At 65.1% G+C, this 18,616-nt stretch carries 20 protein-coding genes; 12 read left to right on the forward strand and 8 right to left on the reverse strand.

Going from position 1 to position 18,616, the window contains the following annotated elements; all coding sequences use genetic code 11:
- The first annotated feature begins 64 nt into the window (after positions 1-64).
- The gene (locus GWK63_RS12575) at positions 65-310 is read left to right on the forward strand and encodes a hypothetical protein (RefSeq protein WP_007397777.1); all 246 of its coding nucleotides are present in this window, start codon (positions 65-67) and stop codon (positions 308-310) included.
- A 141-nt stretch (positions 311-451) separates the two neighbouring features.
- Here the strand turns inward: GWK63_RS12575 and GWK63_RS12580 are convergent, their stop codons facing one another.
- Positions 452-1,294, reverse strand: coding sequence for a 2OG-Fe(II) oxygenase (locus GWK63_RS12580; RefSeq protein WP_007397776.1), 843 nt, complete (start codon positions 1,292-1,294; stop codon positions 452-454).
- Between the two features lie 269 nt (positions 1,295-1,563).
- On the opposite strand from GWK63_RS12580, the gene GWK63_RS12585 reads away from it, so the two are divergent.
- From GWK63_RS12585 to GWK63_RS12595, 3 genes are all read left to right on the forward strand, one after another.
- On the forward strand, positions 1,564-1,893 hold the full coding sequence (locus GWK63_RS12585; protein WP_007397775.1) for a hypothetical protein: 330 nt from the start codon (positions 1,564-1,566) through the stop codon (positions 1,891-1,893).
- A 91-nt stretch (positions 1,894-1,984) separates the two neighbouring features.
- The gene (locus tag GWK63_RS12590) at positions 1,985-3,400 is read left to right on the forward strand and encodes an amidohydrolase family protein (protein ID WP_039998705.1); all 1,416 of its coding nucleotides are present in this window, start codon (positions 1,985-1,987) and stop codon (positions 3,398-3,400) included.
- Positions 3,401-3,414: 14 nt separating this feature from the next.
- A complete protein-coding gene (locus GWK63_RS12595; protein WP_007397773.1) occupies positions 3,415-3,672 on the forward strand; it encodes a hypothetical protein in 258 nt (85 codons plus the stop codon).
- A 44-nt stretch (positions 3,673-3,716) separates the two neighbouring features.
- Here the strand turns inward: GWK63_RS12595 and GWK63_RS12600 are convergent, their stop codons facing one another.
- A complete protein-coding gene (locus GWK63_RS12600; protein ID WP_007397772.1) occupies positions 3,717-4,646 on the reverse strand; it encodes a 3'-5' exonuclease in 930 nt (309 codons plus the stop codon).
- Between the two features lie 164 nt (positions 4,647-4,810).
- Between GWK63_RS12600 and GWK63_RS12605 the strand changes: the two genes are divergently transcribed.
- Both GWK63_RS12605 and GWK63_RS12610 read left to right on the forward strand, forming a co-directional pair.
- On the forward strand, positions 4,811-5,785 hold the full coding sequence (locus tag GWK63_RS12605; RefSeq protein WP_050800600.1) for an ion channel: 975 nt from the start codon (positions 4,811-4,813) through the stop codon (positions 5,783-5,785).
- Positions 5,739-6,938, forward strand: coding sequence for a retroviral-like aspartic protease family protein (locus GWK63_RS12610; protein ID WP_223846532.1), 1,200 nt, complete (start codon positions 5,739-5,741; stop codon positions 6,936-6,938). The genes GWK63_RS12605 and GWK63_RS12610 overlap by 47 nt, the downstream gene beginning before the upstream one ends.
- A gap of 123 nt (positions 6,939-7,061) precedes the next feature.
- Here the strand turns inward: GWK63_RS12610 and GWK63_RS12615 are convergent, their stop codons facing one another.
- The 4 genes from GWK63_RS12615 to GWK63_RS12630 form a co-directional block, all read right to left on the reverse strand.
- Positions 7,062-8,906, reverse strand: coding sequence for an ABC transporter ATP-binding protein (locus tag GWK63_RS12615; protein ID WP_007397767.1), 1,845 nt, complete (start codon positions 8,904-8,906; stop codon positions 7,062-7,064).
- 127 nt (positions 8,907-9,033) lie between these two features.
- Positions 9,034-10,332, reverse strand: a complete 1,299-nt coding sequence (locus tag GWK63_RS12620) for a DUF763 domain-containing protein (protein WP_007397765.1) — start codon at positions 10,330-10,332, stop codon at positions 9,034-9,036.
- A gap of 48 nt (positions 10,333-10,380) precedes the next feature.
- Positions 10,381-10,833: a manganese-binding transcriptional regulator MntR gene (gene mntR / locus GWK63_RS12625; RefSeq protein ID WP_099963289.1), complete on the reverse strand. Its 453-nt coding sequence runs from the start codon at positions 10,831-10,833 to the stop codon at positions 10,381-10,383.
- 83 nt (positions 10,834-10,916) lie between these two features.
- A complete protein-coding gene (locus GWK63_RS12630; protein ID WP_007397763.1) occupies positions 10,917-11,588 on the reverse strand; it encodes a peroxiredoxin in 672 nt (223 codons plus the stop codon).
- Between the two features lie 90 nt (positions 11,589-11,678).
- On the opposite strand from GWK63_RS12630, the gene GWK63_RS12635 reads away from it, so the two are divergent.
- The 3 genes from GWK63_RS12635 to GWK63_RS12645 all read left to right on the forward strand — a co-directional run bounded on the left by GWK63_RS12635 (position 11,679) and on the right by GWK63_RS12645 (position 14,578).
- The gene (locus tag GWK63_RS12635; protein ID WP_007397762.1) at positions 11,679-12,602 is read left to right on the forward strand and encodes an MBL fold metallo-hydrolase; all 924 of its coding nucleotides are present in this window, start codon (positions 11,679-11,681) and stop codon (positions 12,600-12,602) included.
- Positions 12,603-12,657: 55 nt separating this feature from the next.
- Positions 12,658-13,944, forward strand: a complete 1,287-nt coding sequence (locus GWK63_RS12640; protein WP_007397761.1) for an NAD(P)/FAD-dependent oxidoreductase — start codon at positions 12,658-12,660, stop codon at positions 13,942-13,944.
- A 73-nt stretch (positions 13,945-14,017) separates the two neighbouring features.
- Positions 14,018-14,578, forward strand: coding sequence for a DUF1643 domain-containing protein (locus GWK63_RS12645; protein ID WP_050800613.1), 561 nt, complete (start codon positions 14,018-14,020; stop codon positions 14,576-14,578).
- Positions 14,579-14,682: 104 nt separating this feature from the next.
- Here the strand turns inward: GWK63_RS12645 and dinB are convergent, their stop codons facing one another.
- Complete coding sequence (gene dinB / locus GWK63_RS12650; protein ID WP_039998700.1) at positions 14,683-15,762, reverse strand: DNA polymerase IV; 1,080 nt, start codon at positions 15,760-15,762, stop codon at positions 14,683-14,685.
- Positions 15,763-16,162: 400 nt separating this feature from the next.
- Between dinB and GWK63_RS12655 the strand changes: the two genes are divergently transcribed.
- From GWK63_RS12655 to GWK63_RS12665, 3 genes are all read left to right on the forward strand, one after another.
- On the forward strand, positions 16,163-16,870 hold the full coding sequence (locus tag GWK63_RS12655; RefSeq protein WP_007397755.1) for a YfdX family protein: 708 nt from the start codon (positions 16,163-16,165) through the stop codon (positions 16,868-16,870).
- Positions 16,871-17,002: 132 nt separating this feature from the next.
- Positions 17,003-17,608: a hypothetical protein gene (locus GWK63_RS12660; RefSeq protein WP_007397754.1), complete on the forward strand. Its 606-nt coding sequence runs from the start codon at positions 17,003-17,005 to the stop codon at positions 17,606-17,608.
- A 200-nt stretch (positions 17,609-17,808) separates the two neighbouring features.
- On the forward strand, positions 17,809-18,063 hold the full coding sequence (locus GWK63_RS12665; RefSeq protein WP_034933570.1) for a hypothetical protein: 255 nt from the start codon (positions 17,809-17,811) through the stop codon (positions 18,061-18,063).
- Positions 18,064-18,105: 42 nt separating this feature from the next.
- On the opposite strand, the gene GWK63_RS12670 is transcribed toward GWK63_RS12665, so the two are convergent.
- Positions 18,106-18,552 carry a hypothetical protein gene (locus tag GWK63_RS12670; RefSeq protein WP_007397752.1) on the reverse strand — a complete coding sequence of 149 codons (447 nt, stop codon included), beginning with the start codon at positions 18,550-18,552 and terminating at the stop codon, positions 18,106-18,108.
- Between the last annotated feature and the right edge of the window lie 64 nt (positions 18,553-18,616).

Raw genomic sequence — 18,616 nt, forward strand, 5'->3', positions numbered from 1 at the left:
CAGGCTTTCACGATAACAGGACAGCACGTTACAATCTGCCTGATCAGGGTTCAATCGTCGAGGGGTGAGGGCATTATGCCAGAGCGCGGATCTGGACACGCCCCCCGTTCTGCCCGTGCAGGTTGCCTATGCCAGGGCATTCAGGCCCCGGCTGGATGCGGCCCTGCCATATGCAGCGCAGGCGGAAAGGGCACTGGAGTGGGTAAAAGAGACCGAACGGCGTGAACAGATGCGCAGGCGCGTCCGCCACCGCGCCCTGACCGATGCACAGGGACTGCACTGGATATGGCACGAACTGGCCCGGGCATGAACGCCCGCCATACCGGCATTGGCAGAAACGGTATCACATCCCCTTGCCCCATATCCGGAAATGCCCGTACTGAACGTGCAGTCGGCCACACCGGCAGGATACCGGAATGCGTTGCCATACCAGACCCCGGACGGGCGCGGATTACACGGACCCGCCACCATCCCCGCGCCGCGCATGCCGGATGCGCCGCCGCCGGCATGCACGCGCCACATCCATGACCAGCGGGGGCAGCAGCCCACGCAGGTACACTTCCAGCCGCTGCGAAGCCGACTGGCTGTACGTGGCCAGATAGAGCGTGTCCCCGCGCCGGTCCCGCGCCTGCGGGCGGGGCGCGGTATAGAAATAGGCAATCAGCGACCGGCGTACCCGGCCGGGCCGCACCGCCGTGGGGTGTCCATGCCATGCCCGGACCGACTGTTCCATCAGTACCGTGCAGGCGAAGGACGGGCATATTTCCACGCCCCGTCGCCGGGGCCGGTCATGCCACAGTTCCAGGGCACCCCCATCTTCCCCCCGCCAGCCGGAATTGAGATAGGTAATGAGCGCCAGCCGGTTTTCCAGGTGGGTGACGGGATGATGGCCGAAATCGAGATGTACCTGAAAATGCCCCTGTCCCCCCACTTCATGCATGCCGCCACCATACAGGTAGGGATCAGGCACCAGTCCCGTAATACCGGTCAGGCGGGTAAGCAGCCGCAGGAAGGGGGCCGCATGCACGATATCGAAAAACTGCTGCACGGCGGAAGGCAGGACAGTGGTCATGCTGGTGGACCGCCGGGTCTGCATCTGGTTGCGAAAGACGTTCACATCATTCAGCGCCGACAGGTCGAATTCCCGCAATGCCCCTTCGAGCAGGGCAGCCGGGAAAAGATCATCCATGACCAGATACGGGAAAGGCCGCGCGGTCGCATAATCCCGCGCCAGCCGGTCGAGCAGCGGTGAATCCGGGCGGCCTAGTTCACGAAGGAGGGGCAGATCAGCCATGCGGCACATCCTGTAAAACCCCACAGCTTGAAAATAATTATGTCTTTTTTTGAAACCGGAACCCTAAAAAATTCATTAAAATATTGAACATAATAGACCAGTCGCTCTCATATTTAACTGAACATGGAAATGAACCCGGATTTATATTTACACCGGGTGTCAGGCTGCCCGCCGCCCCTGCCCGCATGGCAGGTGAACGCTTGCCCCCCATCCCCTTTGGCAGGCAGTCCGTGGCATACTGCGCCCCCACCCAAGGAGGTAACAGGCTTATGGAACCGTGGACTTCATTCACGCTGTTTGGAAAATCCGGCACGATCTACCAGTTCCGGCGCGTACCCACGCCACGGCCGGCGCAGGCGGCCGTCTTCCTGCTAACGACCGTCATGGGATCAACAGCCAATGGCGGGTCATGGCAGTTCGTGGAGCCCGAGATCGGCACCGTCACGTCACTGGGGGGGGAATGGGACAGCGTGATCACCCCCGCGCGCAAGGCCAAGGCGGAAAGCGATGACGTGCTGGTCTGCTTTCCTGAAAGCGGGGATGTGGCCGATGCGCTGGCGGACCTGACCGCTGGCGGGGCGCAGGCCCTGTCCGCATAACGCCTTCCCGTCCCACCGGCACAGACGTGACTGGACGCGGGCGGGGCGTGCGTTCAACACTGCCTGTCCCAGCCGGATGGAGTTCCCCGCCATGCCCCCCTGCCGCCCTGTCCTGATCGCCCTTGTGACCGGCCTGCTGGCCGCCCATGCCATCACGCCCGCGCGGGCCGATGACCGGCCGGTCCTGCTGCGCCACGCCACCGTCATTGACGGGACCGGCAGTCCGGCGCAGCCCGATACGGACATCCTGATCCAGCAGGGACATATCGCGCGCATCGGCCATGCCCTGCCCGTCCCGGCCCATGCCCGCATCATTACCCTGCATGGCCAGACCGTGCTGCCGGGGCTGATTTCCGACCACAGCCATGTGGGACAGGTCAGCGGCATCCAGAATGGCGCGGTGAATTACACCCGCGCCAACATTCTGGCGGCACTGGCGCAGTACGAGCATTACGGCGTCCTGACCATCACCGCCCTGGGCCTGAACCGCTCGCCGCTGTTTGATGACCTGCGGCGCGAGCAGCATGCCGCGCTCAACCCCGGTGCCGACCTGTATGGCGTGGACCAGGGCATTGGCACACCCGATGGCGTGCCACCGCAGAACATGTTCCATCTGGGCGCCGACCAGGTCTTCCGCCCCACCACACCGGATGAGGCACGGGCCGCCGTTGACAGGATGGCCGATGAAGGCACGGACCTGATCAAGCTGTGGGTGGATGATTTCCGCAACGGAGTGCCTGGCGCGCATCCGCTGCCCAAGATGAAGCCCGCCATCTACCGCGCCGTCATTGAACAGGCGCATCTGCGCGGCAGGCGGGTGGCCGCCCATATCCATGACCTGTCCGATGCCCGGGCGCTGGTGGCTGCGGGGGTGGACATCCTGGCGCATGGCGTGCGTGACAGGCCGGTTGATGCCACCCTGATCAGCGCCATGACCCAGCAGGGCACCGGCTACATCGCCACACTGGACCTGGACGAGGCCAATTACATCTTTGCCGAACACCCTGAATGGCTGGAGGACCCGTTCCTCTCCTACGGGCTGTCACCCGCGCTGCGCCAGCAGTTTGCCGACCCGGCATGGCGGCGGAAAATACTGGCGGCCCCCCTTACCGTTGCCTCGCACAAGGCGCTGGCGGTGAACATGCGCAACCTGCTGGCCCTGTACCGCGCGGGCATCGCCATCGGCTTTGGCACGGATTCCGGGGCCACCCCCACCCGTATTCCCGGCTTTGCGGAACATCGGGAACTGCGCCTGTCCATCATGGCCGGGCTGACACCGCTCCAGGCCATAACCCTGGCAACGGGTGATGCAGCGCGGCTCATGAAACTGTCCGACCGGGGCACGATCGCACCGGGACAGCTGGCGGACCTGCTGGTGGTGCAGGGGGAACCGCTGGCCGATCCGCGCGCGCTCGACCGCCTCCAGCAGGTCTGGCACCGTGGGCGGCTGGTGGCCGGGCCACTGCCCGGCCAGTTCCAGAGCGGGCAGGCCACCGCCACCCCATGACAGGAGATACGCCCATGCCCGGAAAAAAGACCCGGACCGCCCTGCGCCCGGCTGCCCTGCTTGCCATGCTGCTGGCCGCCCCCCTTGCCGCCTGTGCCGGCCCCACGGGACCACAGCTGTCAGGCCCGGATGGCCCGATGATCGCCAACAATGACTGGAACGAGCATAATTACGGCATGGGCTATTATTCCGGCCCCTATGATGACGGGTTTGAAGCCGAAGGGCTGGATGGCGGCCCACCCGCCTATCTGGGTGACGAGTTCATGCGCTAGTGCGGCGCGATCGCCATGACGGACTGACTGGCTGAAACAGCCCCTTAGCAGCGGGTGGAAAAACGGTCCCACGGGGTGATGCGGGTTACCGGCAGGTCCACCGGGCGACTGAACACCTCGGCTGACAGATAGGCCAGTTCCGCCTCCACCGCGCCTTCGGCCAGGGTGATGGACCATGCGCGCGGGTTGCCATCCGTGCCGTCATTCCAGCGGTAACCACGCTGGCGCAGCGTGTCCTTGTATTCATAGGGCGCGTTCTCGGCCCAGATCCGGCAGCGGATCTGGCGTGCATTGTCCAGCAGTGCCGCCAGTGCCGGGCGCTCCGACACCGGCAGCACCCGGTCCAGGATGGCAATGCCCGCCTGGCAGTCATCCACCGCGCGGTGCCCGTCAAACCAGAACCCCGCCTGCATGCCAAGATAGGACAGCTTGCGCCCTTCATACCCTTCCGCCGCCCAGTCCACGTCCCGCATGGAGCAGGCCCACGGCTTGGTGGTGAAAACGGGACTGAAGGCTTCAGCGAATTTACGGTCAAAATTTGCATTATGAGCGATAATAAGCGAAGCGGGCGCGACAAACCCCGCCACTTCATCCGCCGTGACACGCTGCCCGGCCACCATGTCGGGCGTGATGCCGGTCAGCGCGGTGATCTGGGGCGGAATGGGGCAGGATGGTTCCCGCAGGCGGCTGAACGGTTCCAGCGTGCCCAGAATTTTCCCCTCCAGCGTATAGACAAAGGGTACGATGCCGAATTCGATAATCTCGTCCTTTGCGGCACTCAGCCCCGTGGTCTCAAGATCCAGAAACATGCCAAGCCGCGTGCCGCCGCCCTGCGCATCACCGCCAGCGGGATACTGCGCCAGCACCCGCGGCGTGAGCGGGCGCAGGACCCGGTAGCGGCCACTTCCCTCCAGCGTGCGGGCCAGCCGTTCCATCTGCATGGGGTCGGGATCGGTCATGACGGGATCATCCATTGGGTCGCATCTCCTGACTGGTGGGGTTCCATGGATATGCGAACCGGCTGCACACCTGTCCAGACGGAAGTGACGTTGCGGGAGGACATCCGCTGTAATATTACAAATATTGTCAGGCCATCCGGTACTGACCCGGCACACCTTACGCGCATACAGGATACGCCATGGCACAGACCGCCGGGCCGACCCCACCCCCCGGCGGCGGGCAGGCCGACGGGCATGGCACCCCGTCCCGCCCCCACCGGCTGGAAGATCATGGCCATGACAGGATCATCCGCGTGGGGCAGGTGGACCGCATCTGGTCGGATTTCTACCACCATGCCCTGACCGCGCCGTGGAGCACGTTCTTCTGGGGCTCGCTGCTGGTCTATGTGGCGGTCAACCTTGTCTTTGCCCTGCTCTACATGGCCGACAGCGGCGGGGTGAACGGCGCGCATCCGGGCAGCTTTGCCGATTTCTTCTTCTTCAGCGTGCAGACACTGTCCACCGTCGGCTATGGCGGCATGGTGCCGGTCAGCCGCACCGCCAACCTGATCGCAACGGTGGAGGTACTGGGCGGCATGATGATCAACGCCCTGGCCACGGGCCTGATCTTTGCCCGGTTCTCCCGCCCGCGCGCGCGGGTCATGTTCAGCGACAAGGCGCTCATCCTGCCCGAAAACGGACAGATGCACCTTGATATCCGCATTGCCAACTGCAGGCGCAGCCCGATCCTGTCGGTTGATGTGGAATTCGCGCTGGCCCGGCTGATCCGCATGCCCACGGGGCGGGTGGTCCGCCAGTTCGACCCGCTGCTGCTGCAGCAATCCCATGTGCCCGTGCTGCGCTTCGCCTGCACGCCCACCCATGTGATTGATGCGCGGAGTCCGCTCCATGGCCTGACGGAGGCCGACCTGTCGGCGCAGGAAGCGGAAATCATCGTCAGCCTGACCGGAACGGACGAGGCATCAGGGCAGACCGTTTTCGCACGTTCGGCTTACGGATTTGACCGGATGCTGTATAACCATCGTTTCGTTGACATCATAAACGCCGGGCCGGATGGGCGGATCACCGTTGACTATACCCGCTTTGACCATACCGAATCCCCACAGGATGAAAACGCCCTCAGGGCGGAATACCTGTCCGACCAGCCCGACTGAGCGATGGGCGGGCCACGGCGCCGCCCGCCGCCTGCGTGCGTTCGTGCTGGCCATGCTGGCCGGGACCTGCCCCCCCGGGCCGGCCCATGCGGCCACGCATGCCCGCCACGCCGCCGCACCCACGCCACAGTCCCCGCCGCCGCCCGCCATGCTGTACGGCCTGCCCGCGCCGTGCCTGAGCCATGTCATCACGGCCCCGCTGCAGACCAACAGCGGCAGCCCCCTTGTACCGGCCACGTTCAATGACACCACGGGCCTTGCGTATCTGAGCGTGACCCAGGACCAGGTGGGCGTCTATGCCACGACGGAAAAGGAATTTCCCATCCAGTCCGTCGTCAGCATCCGCACCATAGCCGGCATGGACACCACCTATACCACCGTGCTGCACAGCCTGCGCATAAGCAACGGCCTGGCCAGCGATGTGCCGGCGCTGGTCATCGGGGCCAGCATGCCCCATATCGGCACCCAGCCGGTACTGGGGGTGATCGGCTACGATGTGCTGAGCAATTACGACGTGCTGCTGGATTTTCAAGACCGGCAGATGGTCCTGTTCATGCCCGTCAGCACCCCGGCCTGCCCGCCGCTGCGTGACTGGCTGGGGGCGGACAGCATGGGTGTGCCCCTGCTGCCCGATTCGACAGGGCGCATGACCGGCATCGTCATGAAGGTGGGCGGGCAGGCGGTGCGGATGGAAATCGAGCCGGGGGCGGACATGTCCTCCCTGTCCCGACGGGACGCGAGGACACTGGGCCTGACCAGCGCCATCCTGCACGATGACATGCATGTCCGCACCAATGCGGGAAGGATCCTCAACGGGCGGCGGCACCATTTTGACCATGTGACACTGGGCGCATGGCAGGACCTGCCGCTGGACGTGAATGTGGAAAAGACAAGCTACAGCATCCTGGCCATGAACTTCCTGCGCCGCAGGCGCGTCTTGCTGGCCTTCCCGCAGGACATGCTGTTCCTGACCCCGCAGCAGGACGTGCCCAATGACCGGGGGCAGGCCACGCATGGCATCCTCAGCACCCGCACCGCCATTGCCCGCATGGTCGACACACCGCCACCCGCGCCGGGGGCGGCAGACAGCCACACCGTGCTCCAGCCCGATACACCCGCATCCACGACCGGCACGCAGCCCGCTGCCCATTGAGCACCTGAATACAAATTTGATAAAAAACAGAAGTTTTTAGGGGCCGCCTTTTTCCAAAAAGGCGGCGGTCCCTGAAGCTGTCTGAAAAAAGCTTCACCAGAAACTTCTTTATGGCTTCAGGGTCTATGCCAGCCCCACGGCCAGCAGCCGGTCCCGGTAGGGGCCGGGCACGCGCTCCAGTTCCGCCATGCTGCCCTGCTGGGCAATGTGGCCATGCTCCATCACCACAATCCGGTCAAACCCGCGCAGGGTGGACAGCCGGTGCGCCACCGCGATGACGGTGCGCCCCACCATCAGCCGTTCAAGGGCCGCATGCACATGGCGCTCGCTTTCCCCATCAAGCGCGCTTGTCGCCTCATCCAGTATCAGGATCGGCGCATTGCGCAGGAAGGCGCGTGCAATGGCAAGGCGCTGGCGCTGGCCGCCGGACAGCATGACCCCCCGCTCCCCCACCACCGTATCGAACCCGCGAGGCATGGCGGCGATGAAACCGGCACAGCCCGCGGCCTCGGCCGCCGCCTGCACGGCCGCATCCGTCGCATCGGGACAGCCATAGCGGATATTTTCCAGCACCGAACGGCGCAGCAGGTACACATCCTGCGGCACCACCGCCATGCTGGCACGCAGGCTGGCCTCATCCAGTTCCAGGATGTTGACGCCATCAATCTCCACCGCCCCTTCCTGCACAAAACGCTGGCGCTGCAGCAGGGCCAGCACCGTGCTCTTGCCCGAACCCGATACCCCCACCAGCCCGACCCGGCTGCCTGCCGGAATGTCCAGATCGAAATGCGACAGGACGGGACGGCCGCCGGGATAGGCAAACGTCACGTCGCGCAGCCTGACATGCCCCTGGCAATTGGTATGGTGCAGGCGCACCGTCTCGGGCACGCCGCTGCGCTCATGCGCCACCAGCAGGTGGTCCAGCGTTTCCGCCAGGCGGGTGACGTGCTTCATCGCCTCCACCATGGAAAAGGCAAGGTCGCGCGTGCAGTTGAGGATCAGGAAGCCCAGCGTGGTCACCATCACCACATCGCCCGTGGTGGCCCTGTGCCATCGCCACAGCAGCACCGCCCACAGCAGCAGCCCCGTGGTCATCACGGCGGTGACGATGGAATGGATCATGCGCAGCTTTTCCATGTACCGCAGCGAGCGCGTGTGCAGCGCGGTCTCACCACCAATGCGTGCGCGCATGCGCCCGTGCTCGGCGCCGATCATGCCATAGGCGCGCACCAGCGGCAGGTTCTGCATGACGTCCAGCATCTCGCCGTCCACCTCCGCCGCTTCCGCCGCGTAAGCCAGATGCAGCCCCTGCCCCCGCCCCGCCAGCCGGTATATCCCAAGCCCCAGCAGCACGGTCATGGCCACCAGCACCACCACCATGAGCGGGCTGACCGTGCCAAGCGTGGCAATGGCCAGCACCATGTTCAGGGCAGAGGGCAGCAGGTTCCACGCCGCCATGTTTTCCAGCGCCACCACGGCGGAAGCGGCGGCCGAGACACGGGCGGCCAGCGCACCGGACAGCCGGTCGGCAAAATAGGTGGCGGCATGCCCGGTCAGGTAGCGGAACAGATCCTGGCGCACATCGCTGCCCACGCGCACGAACACGCCCGACGCCATCCACCCCGCCACGCGCCAGGCCGCGTTGTCACACATGATGGTCAGGCAGAACAGGATGATGGACACCCACACCGCCCGCATGTCCTGCCCGCCCTGCGTCATGCCGTTGACCAGATGGCGGATGATGGCGGACATGCCCACATTGCACGCAACCGCAATGGCGATGGCGGTGATGATGATGGCATGCCAGCGCGCATGCAGCCGCACGTAATGCCCGATGAAGGCCAGCGGGCGATGGCGGTAGCGCTGCAGGATGGCCAGATCCGCATGCTCCGCCCCGGGCCGGAACGGGGTGGCGGCCGGGTCTGGCGGCGCTGTCGCGGCGGCCGGATTATTGACGGGTGTGGTCATGTAATGGTGCTGCCCCTGTGCATGGCGGGCGGTAAGGTCCGCAGTTCTGCCGCATTTCGCCCGGTATCATGCCTGCATGACGGACGCACCCCTCTCCCGCCTGGCGGGACGCATCACCTTCGTATCGCTACTGATCGTGTGGCTGGCCATCATGGCGCATGACCCCGTCCACCTGCCCTTCTGAAACCCGCCGCGGCGGCGGGGGTTCATGGCCGAATACCGACCGGCCGCCATATTCATGCGAGCGGTCGTATTCTTCCGCCATGATGGCGGAAAAGGACGGTCCCGTCGCCTCACGCTCCAGCCGCCTTGTGGCGCGGTCCAGCCTGCGGATGGCATCCAGCCGTTCCTCACGCCCCAGCCGGGCGGCCGAGACCGCCGCCTTCATGACCGACAGCGTGCGGTCATACACCGCCACCGGCACGGGATAGGGGTGCCGGTCCTTGCCACCATGGGCAAGGGAGAAGCGCGCCGGGTCGGAAAAGCGGCAGGGCGCGCCGTGCACCACCTCGGCCACCAGCGCCAGGGCGCGCACGGTCCGCGCCCCCACGCCGGGCACGCGCAGCAGGTCGGCAAAATCGCGTGGTCCCGCCTCGGCCGCCGCCGCCAGCGCGCCATGCAGGCGGCGCATGTTCACATCCACGGGCCTTACGTCATGATGGGCGGGCAGGAACAGGTGCGGCAGGTCCCCCTGCGCGGGCGTGGGGGGTACCCGGCCCTCGATCCGCGTGACCTCGCGGGTCAGCCCGTCTGGCCCCATGGCATGCAGCAGGTCCAGCTGCCCCCGGCGCGACGGGGCCGCGCGCCGGTCCGTCAGGTTCACGATCGCGTCCTGCGCCATGCGCCCTTCGATGGCCGCATGCGGAGCATCGACAAAACTCTCCAGCCCTTCGGAAAGCCAGTGATAGCGTCGCGCCATGCGCCGGCCCGTATGCATGCCCTGCTGGATGACCGTCCACCTGCCATCCGCCGCCACCACGAAGCCATGCAGGTACAGGTCGAATCCGTCCTGCACGGCAGCACTGTCCACCTTGGCCACCATGCGGCTGGTCGCCACCAGCGGTGTAGCATCGAGTCCGGTCCTGTCCCCCACCACCCGCAGTTCATCAGGCGTGCGGCGGGAATGGCGGCCCCGCCCGCCACACACATACAGCCCCAGTTCACCCGATAACGGGGCCAGCCCGCGCTTGAGTGCCCCGATCACCGATGTGGTCATGCCTGATGAATGCCAGTCCATGCCCATCACCGCGCCAAAGGACTGGAACCAGAACGGATGGGCCAGGCGGCGCAGGAATTCGTCACGCCCGTAATGATGGATGACCGCCTGCGCGATCACACCCCCCAGCCGGGCCATGCGCTGGCCCAGCCACGCTGGCACGCGCCCGGTATGGAGGGGCAGGTCGGCAGCGCCCGCGCGTCGGGTCATGGGGTTCCTTTCGGTGGGGGCGTGTCCCGCCCCTTCCGGCGGGCGGGGTCAGTCGTGACGGGATTCCGCCGCTTGCATGAAGGCGGCCAGTCCCACATCCAGCGCGCGACGGAGTGCCGCCAGCGTCTCCTTGCCCACATAATGCTCCATCCCCTCGGCATCGACCCGCGCGCTGGCCTCGCTCACGCCCAGCGCGCGCAGGAACTGCTCGACCAGCAGATGGCGCTCCCGGCTCTCGCGCGCCATGTCATGCCCGGCACCGGTCAGGAAGATACCACGATAGCGACGGCGCGTGACCAGTCCTTCCGCCTCCAGCCGCACCAGCATCTTGGCCACCGTGGGCTGCGATACGCCAAGGCGCGCGGCAATATCGACCTGACGTGCCTCCTGCCCGTCATTGAGCAGGTCATCGATCAGTTCGACATAATCCTCGACCAGCGCCGTCTTGCGCGCCAGACGGGCCTGACGGAACCCGGCGGACTGCATGTCCGCGTCCACCATGGTCTGCCCGGGCATGCCACGGCCCCCATCCGGGACGGGCTTAGGGTCGGGCATGCTGCGTACTCCCGCTGGCAGGCATGGCGCTAACGCGTACGGTCCGTATCGGGCATCGTGTCATAGAACCAGCATGGGCCGGTCACCTTGCGCATGGCGGCCTGCGTGGTGGGCACGGGCCTGACCACGTCGCAGCCCGGTGTCCAGCCTTCCGGTGTCATGACGGTATTGCCGTCGCTGCGGCGCAGGGCCTCGACCAGGCGGAGCAGTTCCTCCACCGACCGGCCAACCGACATCGGATACCATACCAGCGCACGGATCACGCCCACCGGGTCAATCACGTAACTGGCGCGGACCGTGGCGCTGTTCTGCGCGGTCTGGTCCAGCATGCCATAGGCGCGGCAGACCGCCATGGAGGGGTCCTCCACCAGCGGGAACGGGATCTCGACGCCAAAACGCTCCTGTATCGTCTCCAGCCACGCCAGATGGGCGTACAGACTGTCAACCGACAGGCCCAGCAGGGCGCAGTCCAGCTTTTCAAAACGATCGACCGCCTTGGCCAGCGCCATGAACTCGCTGGTGCAGACGGGCGTGAAATCAGCCGGGTGCGAGAAAAACAGAAGCCAGCGCCCGCGGAAATCCGACAGGCGCATTTCGCCCTTCGTGGTACGGGCCACGAAATCCGGCGCCACGTCGCCAATACGCAACGGACGCGCCGCAACCATACCGGCGTCCGTGGATATGCTGCCCTCAGTATTCATTCTCTGCCCTTTTGCATCTGCCGCGCCTTGACGCAACCCATCTCATAACATACATTTATTATGTAATTCATAAACTATGGAAAATATTCCATGCCAGACCCTGCCATCCAGGCCGCCACGCGCCAGATCATCACATGCCGTGAAACAGGCAGGGTGCCTGTTGTCAGGACGTTTTTCGACACCCCGACCTTTACCGCCACCCATGTCGTGCAGGACCCGGCCACACGCGCCTGCGCGGTGGTGGACAGCGTGATGGACTACGACCCCGCATCGGGCAAAACCGACCATGCCATGGCGCAGGAGATGGCGGACTACGTCACGGCCGGAAAGCTGAAGGTGGAATGGCTGCTGGAAACGCATGTCCACGCCGACCATCTGTCCGCCGCCCCCTGGCTGCAGGAACGGCTGGGCGGGCGGCTTGCCATCGGGGCGGACATCCTTCGCGTGCAGGACATCTTCGGCAGGCTGTTCAATGCCGGAACGCGCTTCGCGCGCGACGGCTCGCAGTTCGACCACCTGTTCCATGATGGCGAGACCTTCACACTTGGCACCCTGCCCGCCATCGCCCTGCATGTGCCCGGCCACACCCCGGCGGACATGGCCTATGTGATCGGGGATGCCGCCTTTATCGGCGATACGCTGTTCATGCCCGATTACGGCACGGCACGGGCCGATTTTCCCGGCGGGAATGCACGCACGCTGTACCGCTCCATCCGCAGGCTGCTGTCCCTGCCGGACGAGACGCGGGTCTTCCTGTGCCACGATTACAAGGCCCCGGGGCGCGATACCTATGCGTGGGAAACCACCATCGGCGCGGAACGGGCCCACAATGTCCACGTTCATGACGGTGTGGATGAAGAAACATTCGTCACGATGCGCACCACGCGCGATGCCACGCTGTCGCTACCCAACCTGATCATGCCATCCGTGCAGGTCAACATGCGGGGCGGCCATCTGCCCGAGCCGGAAGACAATGGTGTAAGCTACATCAAGATACCGGTCAGCGGTTCCTGACAGACCCCGTGCCCTGTCCCGCTTTCATTTCCTACTGTGCTTATGGAGACCATTCATGACAGACACCGCGCCCTCCGCCCCCAGCCTGTCCAGTGCGGCACGGGGGCTGACCTATGATGTCGTGGTGGTGGGTGGAGGGGCCGCGGGCCTGTCCACCGCCGCCAGCATCCTCAAGCGCCGGGGCGGCATTACGGTTGCCATCATCGAACCCTCGGCGTCCCATTTCTACCAGCCGGGCTGGACGCTGGTCGGTGGCGGGGTGTTCAAGCAGTCCCAGACGCGACGGTCGGAAAAAAGGCTGATCCCGGCAGGCGCCGACTGGGTGCAGGCGGCGGCCACCGGGTTCGAGCCCGAATCCAATCTGGTGCACCTGTCCAGCGGGTCCTCCATCCGCTACAGCGTGCTGGTCGTGGCCACCGGGCTGACCCTGAACTGGGACGGGATCGAGGGCCTGGGCGAGACGCTGGGCCGCAATGGCGTGACCTCCAACTACCGCTACGACCTGGCTCCCTATACGTGGCAGCTGGTACAGACACTGGGGCGCGGCAACGCGGTGTTCACCCAGCCCCCCATGCCCATCAAATGCGCGGGCGCGCCGCAGAAGGCGATGTACCTGGCCTGTGACGCATGGCGCAGGCGCGGGCTTGCCGACAACATCAACGTCTCCTTCCACACCGCGACACCGGGGCTGTTCGGGGTGAAGGAATTCGTGCCGCCGCTTATGGAATACATCCATCGCTACCACATTGACCTGTGCCTGAAGTCCAACCTGAAGAAGGTGGACGGCAAGAACCGTATCGCCACGTTCGAGAACGTGGCCGAGGACGGGAGCAAGACCACCACCGAGACGGAATTCGACATGCTGCATGTCGTCCCACCCCAGTGCGCGCCCGAAGTGATCCGCAACAGCCCCCTGGCGGGCGAGGGCGGCTGGGTGTCGGTGGACCCCGCCACCCTGCGCCACACCAGATTCGAGAACGTCTTTGCGCTGGGTGATGTGGCGGGCACGTCCAATGCCAAGACAGCCGCCGCCGTGCGCGTGCAGGCCCCGGTGGTTGCGGTCAACGTGCTGGCCGCGCTGGACCATAAGCCCATGGCCGCCGATTATGACGGTTATGGCGCCTGCCCGCTTACGGTGGAACGTGGCAGGATCGTGCTGGCCGAATTCGGCTATGGTGGCAAGCTGGAGCCTACCCTGCCGACATGGCTGCTGGATGGCCGCAAGCCCACCCATCTGGCCTGGTTCCTCAAAGAATGGGTGATGCCGGTGCTGTACTGGGATGGCATGCTCAAGGGCCGCGAACTGATGGTCGCCCCCCACAGGATCGGCACACCGCGCTGAGCGGGACGCGAACCGGCACGGGACATGGCCGCGCGGGGTGGACCTCCGCGCGGCCATGCGTATGAATACGGGCATGGATACCAAGCCGCCTTCCACCCACCATGTGGGGTCCTCGCGTCCGCTTCGGCTGGCCGGTGATGTTGTCAGCCACGCCATCTATGGCGGCCCCGGCAAATGCTACCGCTATGCCCTGACACGGACGTGGGATGCCACACGTCCCGCCGTGATGTGGCTCATGATGAACCCGTCCGTCGCCACGGAAGAGGGCGATGACCGCACCGTAGCCAAGTGCCAGCGTTATGCCCGCGAATGGGGCTATGGTACGCTGCTTGTGGGCAATACCTTCGCCTATCGCTGCACCGACCAGAAGCGCCTGACCGAGGTGCCCGACCCGGTCGGCCCCGAAAATGACAGCAACCTGCTGGCCATGGCGCGCAGGGCCGACCTGGTGGTGGCGGCCTATGGCTCGCCCCAGATAAAAAGCCTGCTGCCGCGCGGGCCGGAGGTGGTCCGCATGCTGCAGCAGCACGGGATTACCGTCAGCGCCATGCGCCTGAGCAGCAGGTCGGGCCGGCCCGAGCATCCGCTTTACCTGCCGGCCACGCTGCGGCCCACGCCGCTGCCCCCGCTCTGACCCGGAAACCATGCAGAAGTCTTTGAGTGCAGCTTTTTTCAGAAAACTGCAAAGACCGCCGCCTTTTTGAAAAAAGGCGGCACCCAGAAACTTCTATCATTCTTTCAGCCAAATAAAGCCAGCTGCTGCGGGGCAGGCGTGCCACCGGCTGGCCTCAGCCCCGATACCGTAATGCCCATGAGCCTTATGCCCCGCGCGGGTGGAAAGCACGGCATGAACAGGCCACAGGCACGCTGCTCCAGATCGGCATCATCGCGCACCGCATCCAGCCCGGTGCGCCCCCGCACGATCTGCCTGAAATCATTGTACCGGACCTTGACCGTTACGGTCACGCCAGTCAGGTCGCGGGCCTGGCAGCGGCTCCAGACCCGGTGCGCAAGCGCGCGGATGCTGACTTGTGCCGCCGCCCAGTCATGGATATCGGTATCGAAGGTCTGTTCCGCGCCAACGGAGCGGCGGGGGCGGTTGACCTCCACCGGGCGTTCATCGATCCCGCGCGCGATGCCGTGATAGAAACCGGCCGCCTTGCCGAAATGCCGCAGCAGGCGCGAAAGCGGCTGGCCGCGCAGGTCCAGCCCGGTGCGGATGCCCAGCGCGTTCATGCGCGCGGCGGTGGCAGGGCCGATGCCATGAAAGGCTTCCACCGGCAGGCCCGCCACGAAATCCGCCCCCATGGCCGGTGTAATGACAAACTGGCCATCGGGCTTGCGATAGTCCGATGCCAGCTTGGCCAGAAACTTATTGTAGGACACGCCTGCCGATGCGGTCAGCCCGGTCTCGGCATAAATCTGTTCGCGGATCATGGTGGCGATGCCGGTCGCCGACGGACAGGGCAGCAGTGGCTGCGTGACATCCAGATAGGCTTCATCCAGCGAGAGCGGCTGGATCAGGCTGGTAAAACGGGAAAATATGGCCTGTACCTGCGCCGAAACCGCGCGGTACACATCAAACCGGGGCGGCACGAACACCAGATCGGGACACTGGCGCAGCGCCGTAACCGATGGCATGGCCGAACGGACGCCGAAGCGCCGGGCTTCATAACTGGCGGCGGCCACGACGCCACGGCGTCCGGCACTGCCCACGGCAACCGGGCGCCCGCGCAGGGCCGGATTGTCACGCTGCTCGACCGAGGCGTAGAACGCATCCATGTCCACATGGATGATGCGGCGGCAGGCGCGCGTCATGCCGCATCCCGGCGGCGGCCATGCGCGGCCATGCCCACGGAAGGCATGACCGGCAGGCATTCAGGCCAGATCAGCCGTTGCACTTCTTTTTCTTGAGGAAAAACGCGATAACGCCGGCAATCGCGCCGAAAACCAGGATACCCTTCAGGCAGGGGGACTTGGAGGGGCACTTGGTCGTACAGTCAGACATGGTTCATTCCTTGATAAACAGGGCCACTCCGGACCGGAGTGGCGCGCCCCATACTACCCCATGCCCGAAGCATGACCATACCGCATTTTATCGCCATGTTCCCATGCCGCCCTGACATGCGATGACAGGGCAGCCGCATTGCGTTGTGCCATCTTTTGTTACGTGAGGCGGCAGGCAATGATGGACGGACAAGAGACCGGAGTGTGAACCATGAAGAAGATTGCCCTGCTGCCCGCCGCCCTGCTCATGCTTGGAACGGCCGTCGGCGCCGCCCACGCCACGCCATCCGCCGGCCGCGCGGTCAACCGTGACTTCGCCAAGCTGTCGGCCGATGGCAGCCGCGCGTTTGACGATATTGCCATGGCGCGTACCGCACTGGCCAACAACGACACCGCCGGTGCCGTCAAGCTGCTGACCGACGCCAACAACGCCCTGAAGCGCGCCAAGAGCGACAACAAGGTGTTCATGAAGGCGGAAGCCCAGCTGACCCCGCCCAGGAAGGCCCCGACGGGTGCGCCCGCGCCCGCCGCAGCACCATCCACCAAGCCGGTCGCCTGGCTGCCGGTTGATGGCGAATATATCGTGACCGAGGACCTGGAACCCAGCTCGACCAAGGCTACCGCCGTCAGCGCGGCCAATACCAGCCTGAACAAGAACCAGCCCGCCCAGGCAGCGCAGAACCTGCAGGTCGCGGCCGTGGATGTTGACTTCGTGCTGGCCATTGCCCCGCTTGACGCCAGCGCCAGCGATGTCTACCGCGCCACCAACCTGCTGGCGGGCAAGGACACCAAGGGGGCCGACAATGCCCTGCAGGAAGCCCAGAACAGCATCCGCTTCGTATCGGAAGACATGGTCGGCACCCCCGATGGCCAGCAGCCCCAGGGGGCCGGCAAGGGCAAGAAAGCCGCTGGCAACTGATCCTTCGGATTGATTGCGCTCCCGCCCATGCCGCGCACGGGTCCGTCATGCCGCACCCCCCGGCAGGGGGGCGGCAGGACCCTCCCCGCCCGACTCCATCCGCGCATCGTCGCCTGCGCCCTGGGGATCGGGATGGGATGGGGGGCGGCGGTACTATCCCTCCATACCGCGCGGGCCGCAGGTGAGGTCCAGCTGTGCCTGGAGCGCCATCCGGTCCAGAACAGCTTCGTGCAGGCCCTGCCCGAACCCTCATCGGTACAGGTTCCCGCTGGCACGGTATTCAATTACGCCGGCCATGCCTTTGGCCCGGCCGATGACCCGCTTGATCGCGCGCATGCCAATCCGGACGGGGATGGATGGCGCGGCATCCCGGCTGCGGAAGAGACCCGGCGGCGCACCCTTCAGATGGAAGACATCGGGGGGGATGGCACCTATCACCGCCCGCAGGCCGCTCTTATGACCACGGGGGCCGTTACACTGTCACCCGCCCGTCCCTGCGCCCGCATGGGGGCCAGCGCGCTACTGTCGGTTGACTGGACGTGGACGATGGATACGATCCCCGCCCGTCCCGACATGTATTTCCAGGTCTATGGCACCGTGCGCGATGGCCAGCTGGACCCGACATTCAATAATGATTCCGACCCGTTCCAGCGGATTGCCGCGCGCGGTGGCATAAACGCCATTGTGACCCAGACGGTCGATCAGGCGCTTAGCCTGCATTCCCCTGACCTGCCGTAAATCAACGCCCCGGCATGGGCCGGGGCCATGCTACTTTGATGGTGCCGGTCCCTTTCAGCCATGGCCCCGCTGCCCGGCTGCGTATACAACCGTTGGAGCCAGTGCACGGCAGTCCGGCATGGCGAAACATAACATGTATGTTAAAGGTAATTTTATGGAGCCTGACATATGCATGGCAGTCCGGACAACCGACGGGAACTATGGAGAAAGGGATGGCGCTCTACCAGTCCGCACAGTTTATCGACCTGTGGACCGACCCTGAATTCGACAAGATCCATCCCCCCCGTACCGTCGCGCCCCATTCCGGCATTTACCGCTGCGTGGGCTGCGGGGTGGAAATCGCGGTAGCCGAAGGGCACCTGCTGCCCCCCATCCATGCCCATCCGCACCGGCTTGGCACGAAGGAGGCATGGCAGATGATCGTCTATGCCGACCACCGCCAGAAACCGGGCTGACCGTTCATCCGTTCCGTGACACGCGGCAGCTTCGGGCGGCTGTTACCACCAGCCACCGCCCCACGGGCCGCCCCAGCCACCACCCCAGCCCCACATGCCCCAGTTCCATGAGGCATCTTGGTACATATCCGCCGTCATCTGCTGCTGGTCAGCCAGATTCTGCGCCTGCACATAGGACATGTAACGGCCATAGGCAGCCTGGTTGCCAACATACAGGCAGTTGCAGACCTTGGGGTCGGAATAGATGTAGAGCATATGGTCCCCGAAGGATTTCTGCAGGAACCGGTTGGGCGGCAGCTTCTGCAGCATCATCTGCCGTTCGGGATTATTGGCGGGCCTGGCAACAAAACCGGCGGCGGCAAGGCTGTTTTCCTTGTCCGCAATCTGGTCATGCACGCTTTCGCACGCTGTAAGCCCGGTGGACGCGACAAGCAGCAATGCGCCGCCTGCATAAAGATGTCTCAGCGCCCTTTTTGTTCCCATCGACATGCTGCCTGTTTCCATCCTGGTTGATGCGTGCATCCTGTCCCATGCGACGCGCGGAATAAAGATG

Origin of the sequence: Komagataeibacter rhaeticus, assembly GCF_011611525.1 — a bacterium.
Lineage (GTDB): Bacteria > Pseudomonadota > Alphaproteobacteria > Acetobacterales > Acetobacteraceae > Komagataeibacter > Komagataeibacter rhaeticus.

Bases quoted from the DNA above. Each gene is read 5' to 3' on its own strand.
- mntR (WP_099963289.1), bottom strand. From the start codon at position 10,833: ATGGTGGACGCGGACATGCAGTCCGCCGGGTTCCGTCAGGCCCGTCTG.
- GWK63_RS12605 (WP_050800600.1), top strand. From the start codon at position 4,811: ATGGCACAGACCGCCGGGCCGACCCCACCCCCCGGCGGCGGGCAGGCC.
- GWK63_RS12580 (WP_007397776.1), bottom strand. From the start codon at position 1,294: ATGGCTGATCTGCCCCTCCTTCGTGAACTAGGCCGCCCGGATTCACCG.
- GWK63_RS12655 (WP_007397755.1), top strand. From the start codon at position 16,163: ATGAAGAAGATTGCCCTGCTGCCCGCCGCCCTGCTCATGCTTGGAACG.
- GWK63_RS12645 (WP_050800613.1), top strand. From the start codon at position 14,018: ATGGATACCAAGCCGCCTTCCACCCACCATGTGGGGTCCTCGCGTCCG.
- GWK63_RS12595 (WP_007397773.1), top strand. From the start codon at position 3,415: ATGCCCGGAAAAAAGACCCGGACCGCCCTGCGCCCGGCTGCCCTGCTT.
- GWK63_RS12600 (WP_007397772.1), bottom strand. From the start codon at position 4,646: ATGGATGATCCCGTCATGACCGATCCCGACCCCATGCAGATGGAACGG.
- GWK63_RS12620 (WP_007397765.1), bottom strand. From the start codon at position 10,332: ATGACCCGACGCGCGGGCGCTGCCGACCTGCCCCTCCATACCGGGCGC.
- GWK63_RS12615 (WP_007397767.1), bottom strand. From the start codon at position 8,906: ATGACCACACCCGTCAATAATCCGGCCGCCGCGACAGCGCCGCCAGAC.
- GWK63_RS12640 (WP_007397761.1), top strand. From the start codon at position 12,658: ATGACAGACACCGCGCCCTCCGCCCCCAGCCTGTCCAGTGCGGCACGG.
- GWK63_RS12610 (WP_223846532.1), top strand. From the start codon at position 5,739: ATGAAAACGCCCTCAGGGCGGAATACCTGTCCGACCAGCCCGACTGAG.
- GWK63_RS12660 (WP_007397754.1), top strand. From the start codon at position 17,003: ATGGGATGGGGGGCGGCGGTACTATCCCTCCATACCGCGCGGGCCGCA.
- GWK63_RS12670 (WP_007397752.1), bottom strand. From the start codon at position 18,552: ATGTCGATGGGAACAAAAAGGGCGCTGAGACATCTTTATGCAGGCGGC.
- GWK63_RS12630 (WP_007397763.1), bottom strand. From the start codon at position 11,588: ATGAATACTGAGGGCAGCATATCCACGGACGCCGGTATGGTTGCGGCG.
- GWK63_RS12665 (WP_034933570.1), top strand. From the start codon at position 17,809: ATGGAGAAAGGGATGGCGCTCTACCAGTCCGCACAGTTTATCGACCTG.
- dinB (WP_039998700.1), bottom strand. From the start codon at position 15,762: ATGACGCGCGCCTGCCGCCGCATCATCCATGTGGACATGGATGCGTTC.
- GWK63_RS12590 (WP_039998705.1), top strand. From the start codon at position 1,985: ATGCCCCCCTGCCGCCCTGTCCTGATCGCCCTTGTGACCGGCCTGCTG.
- GWK63_RS12585 (WP_007397775.1), top strand. From the start codon at position 1,564: ATGGAACCGTGGACTTCATTCACGCTGTTTGGAAAATCCGGCACGATC.
- GWK63_RS12635 (WP_007397762.1), top strand. From the start codon at position 11,679: ATGCCAGACCCTGCCATCCAGGCCGCCACGCGCCAGATCATCACATGC.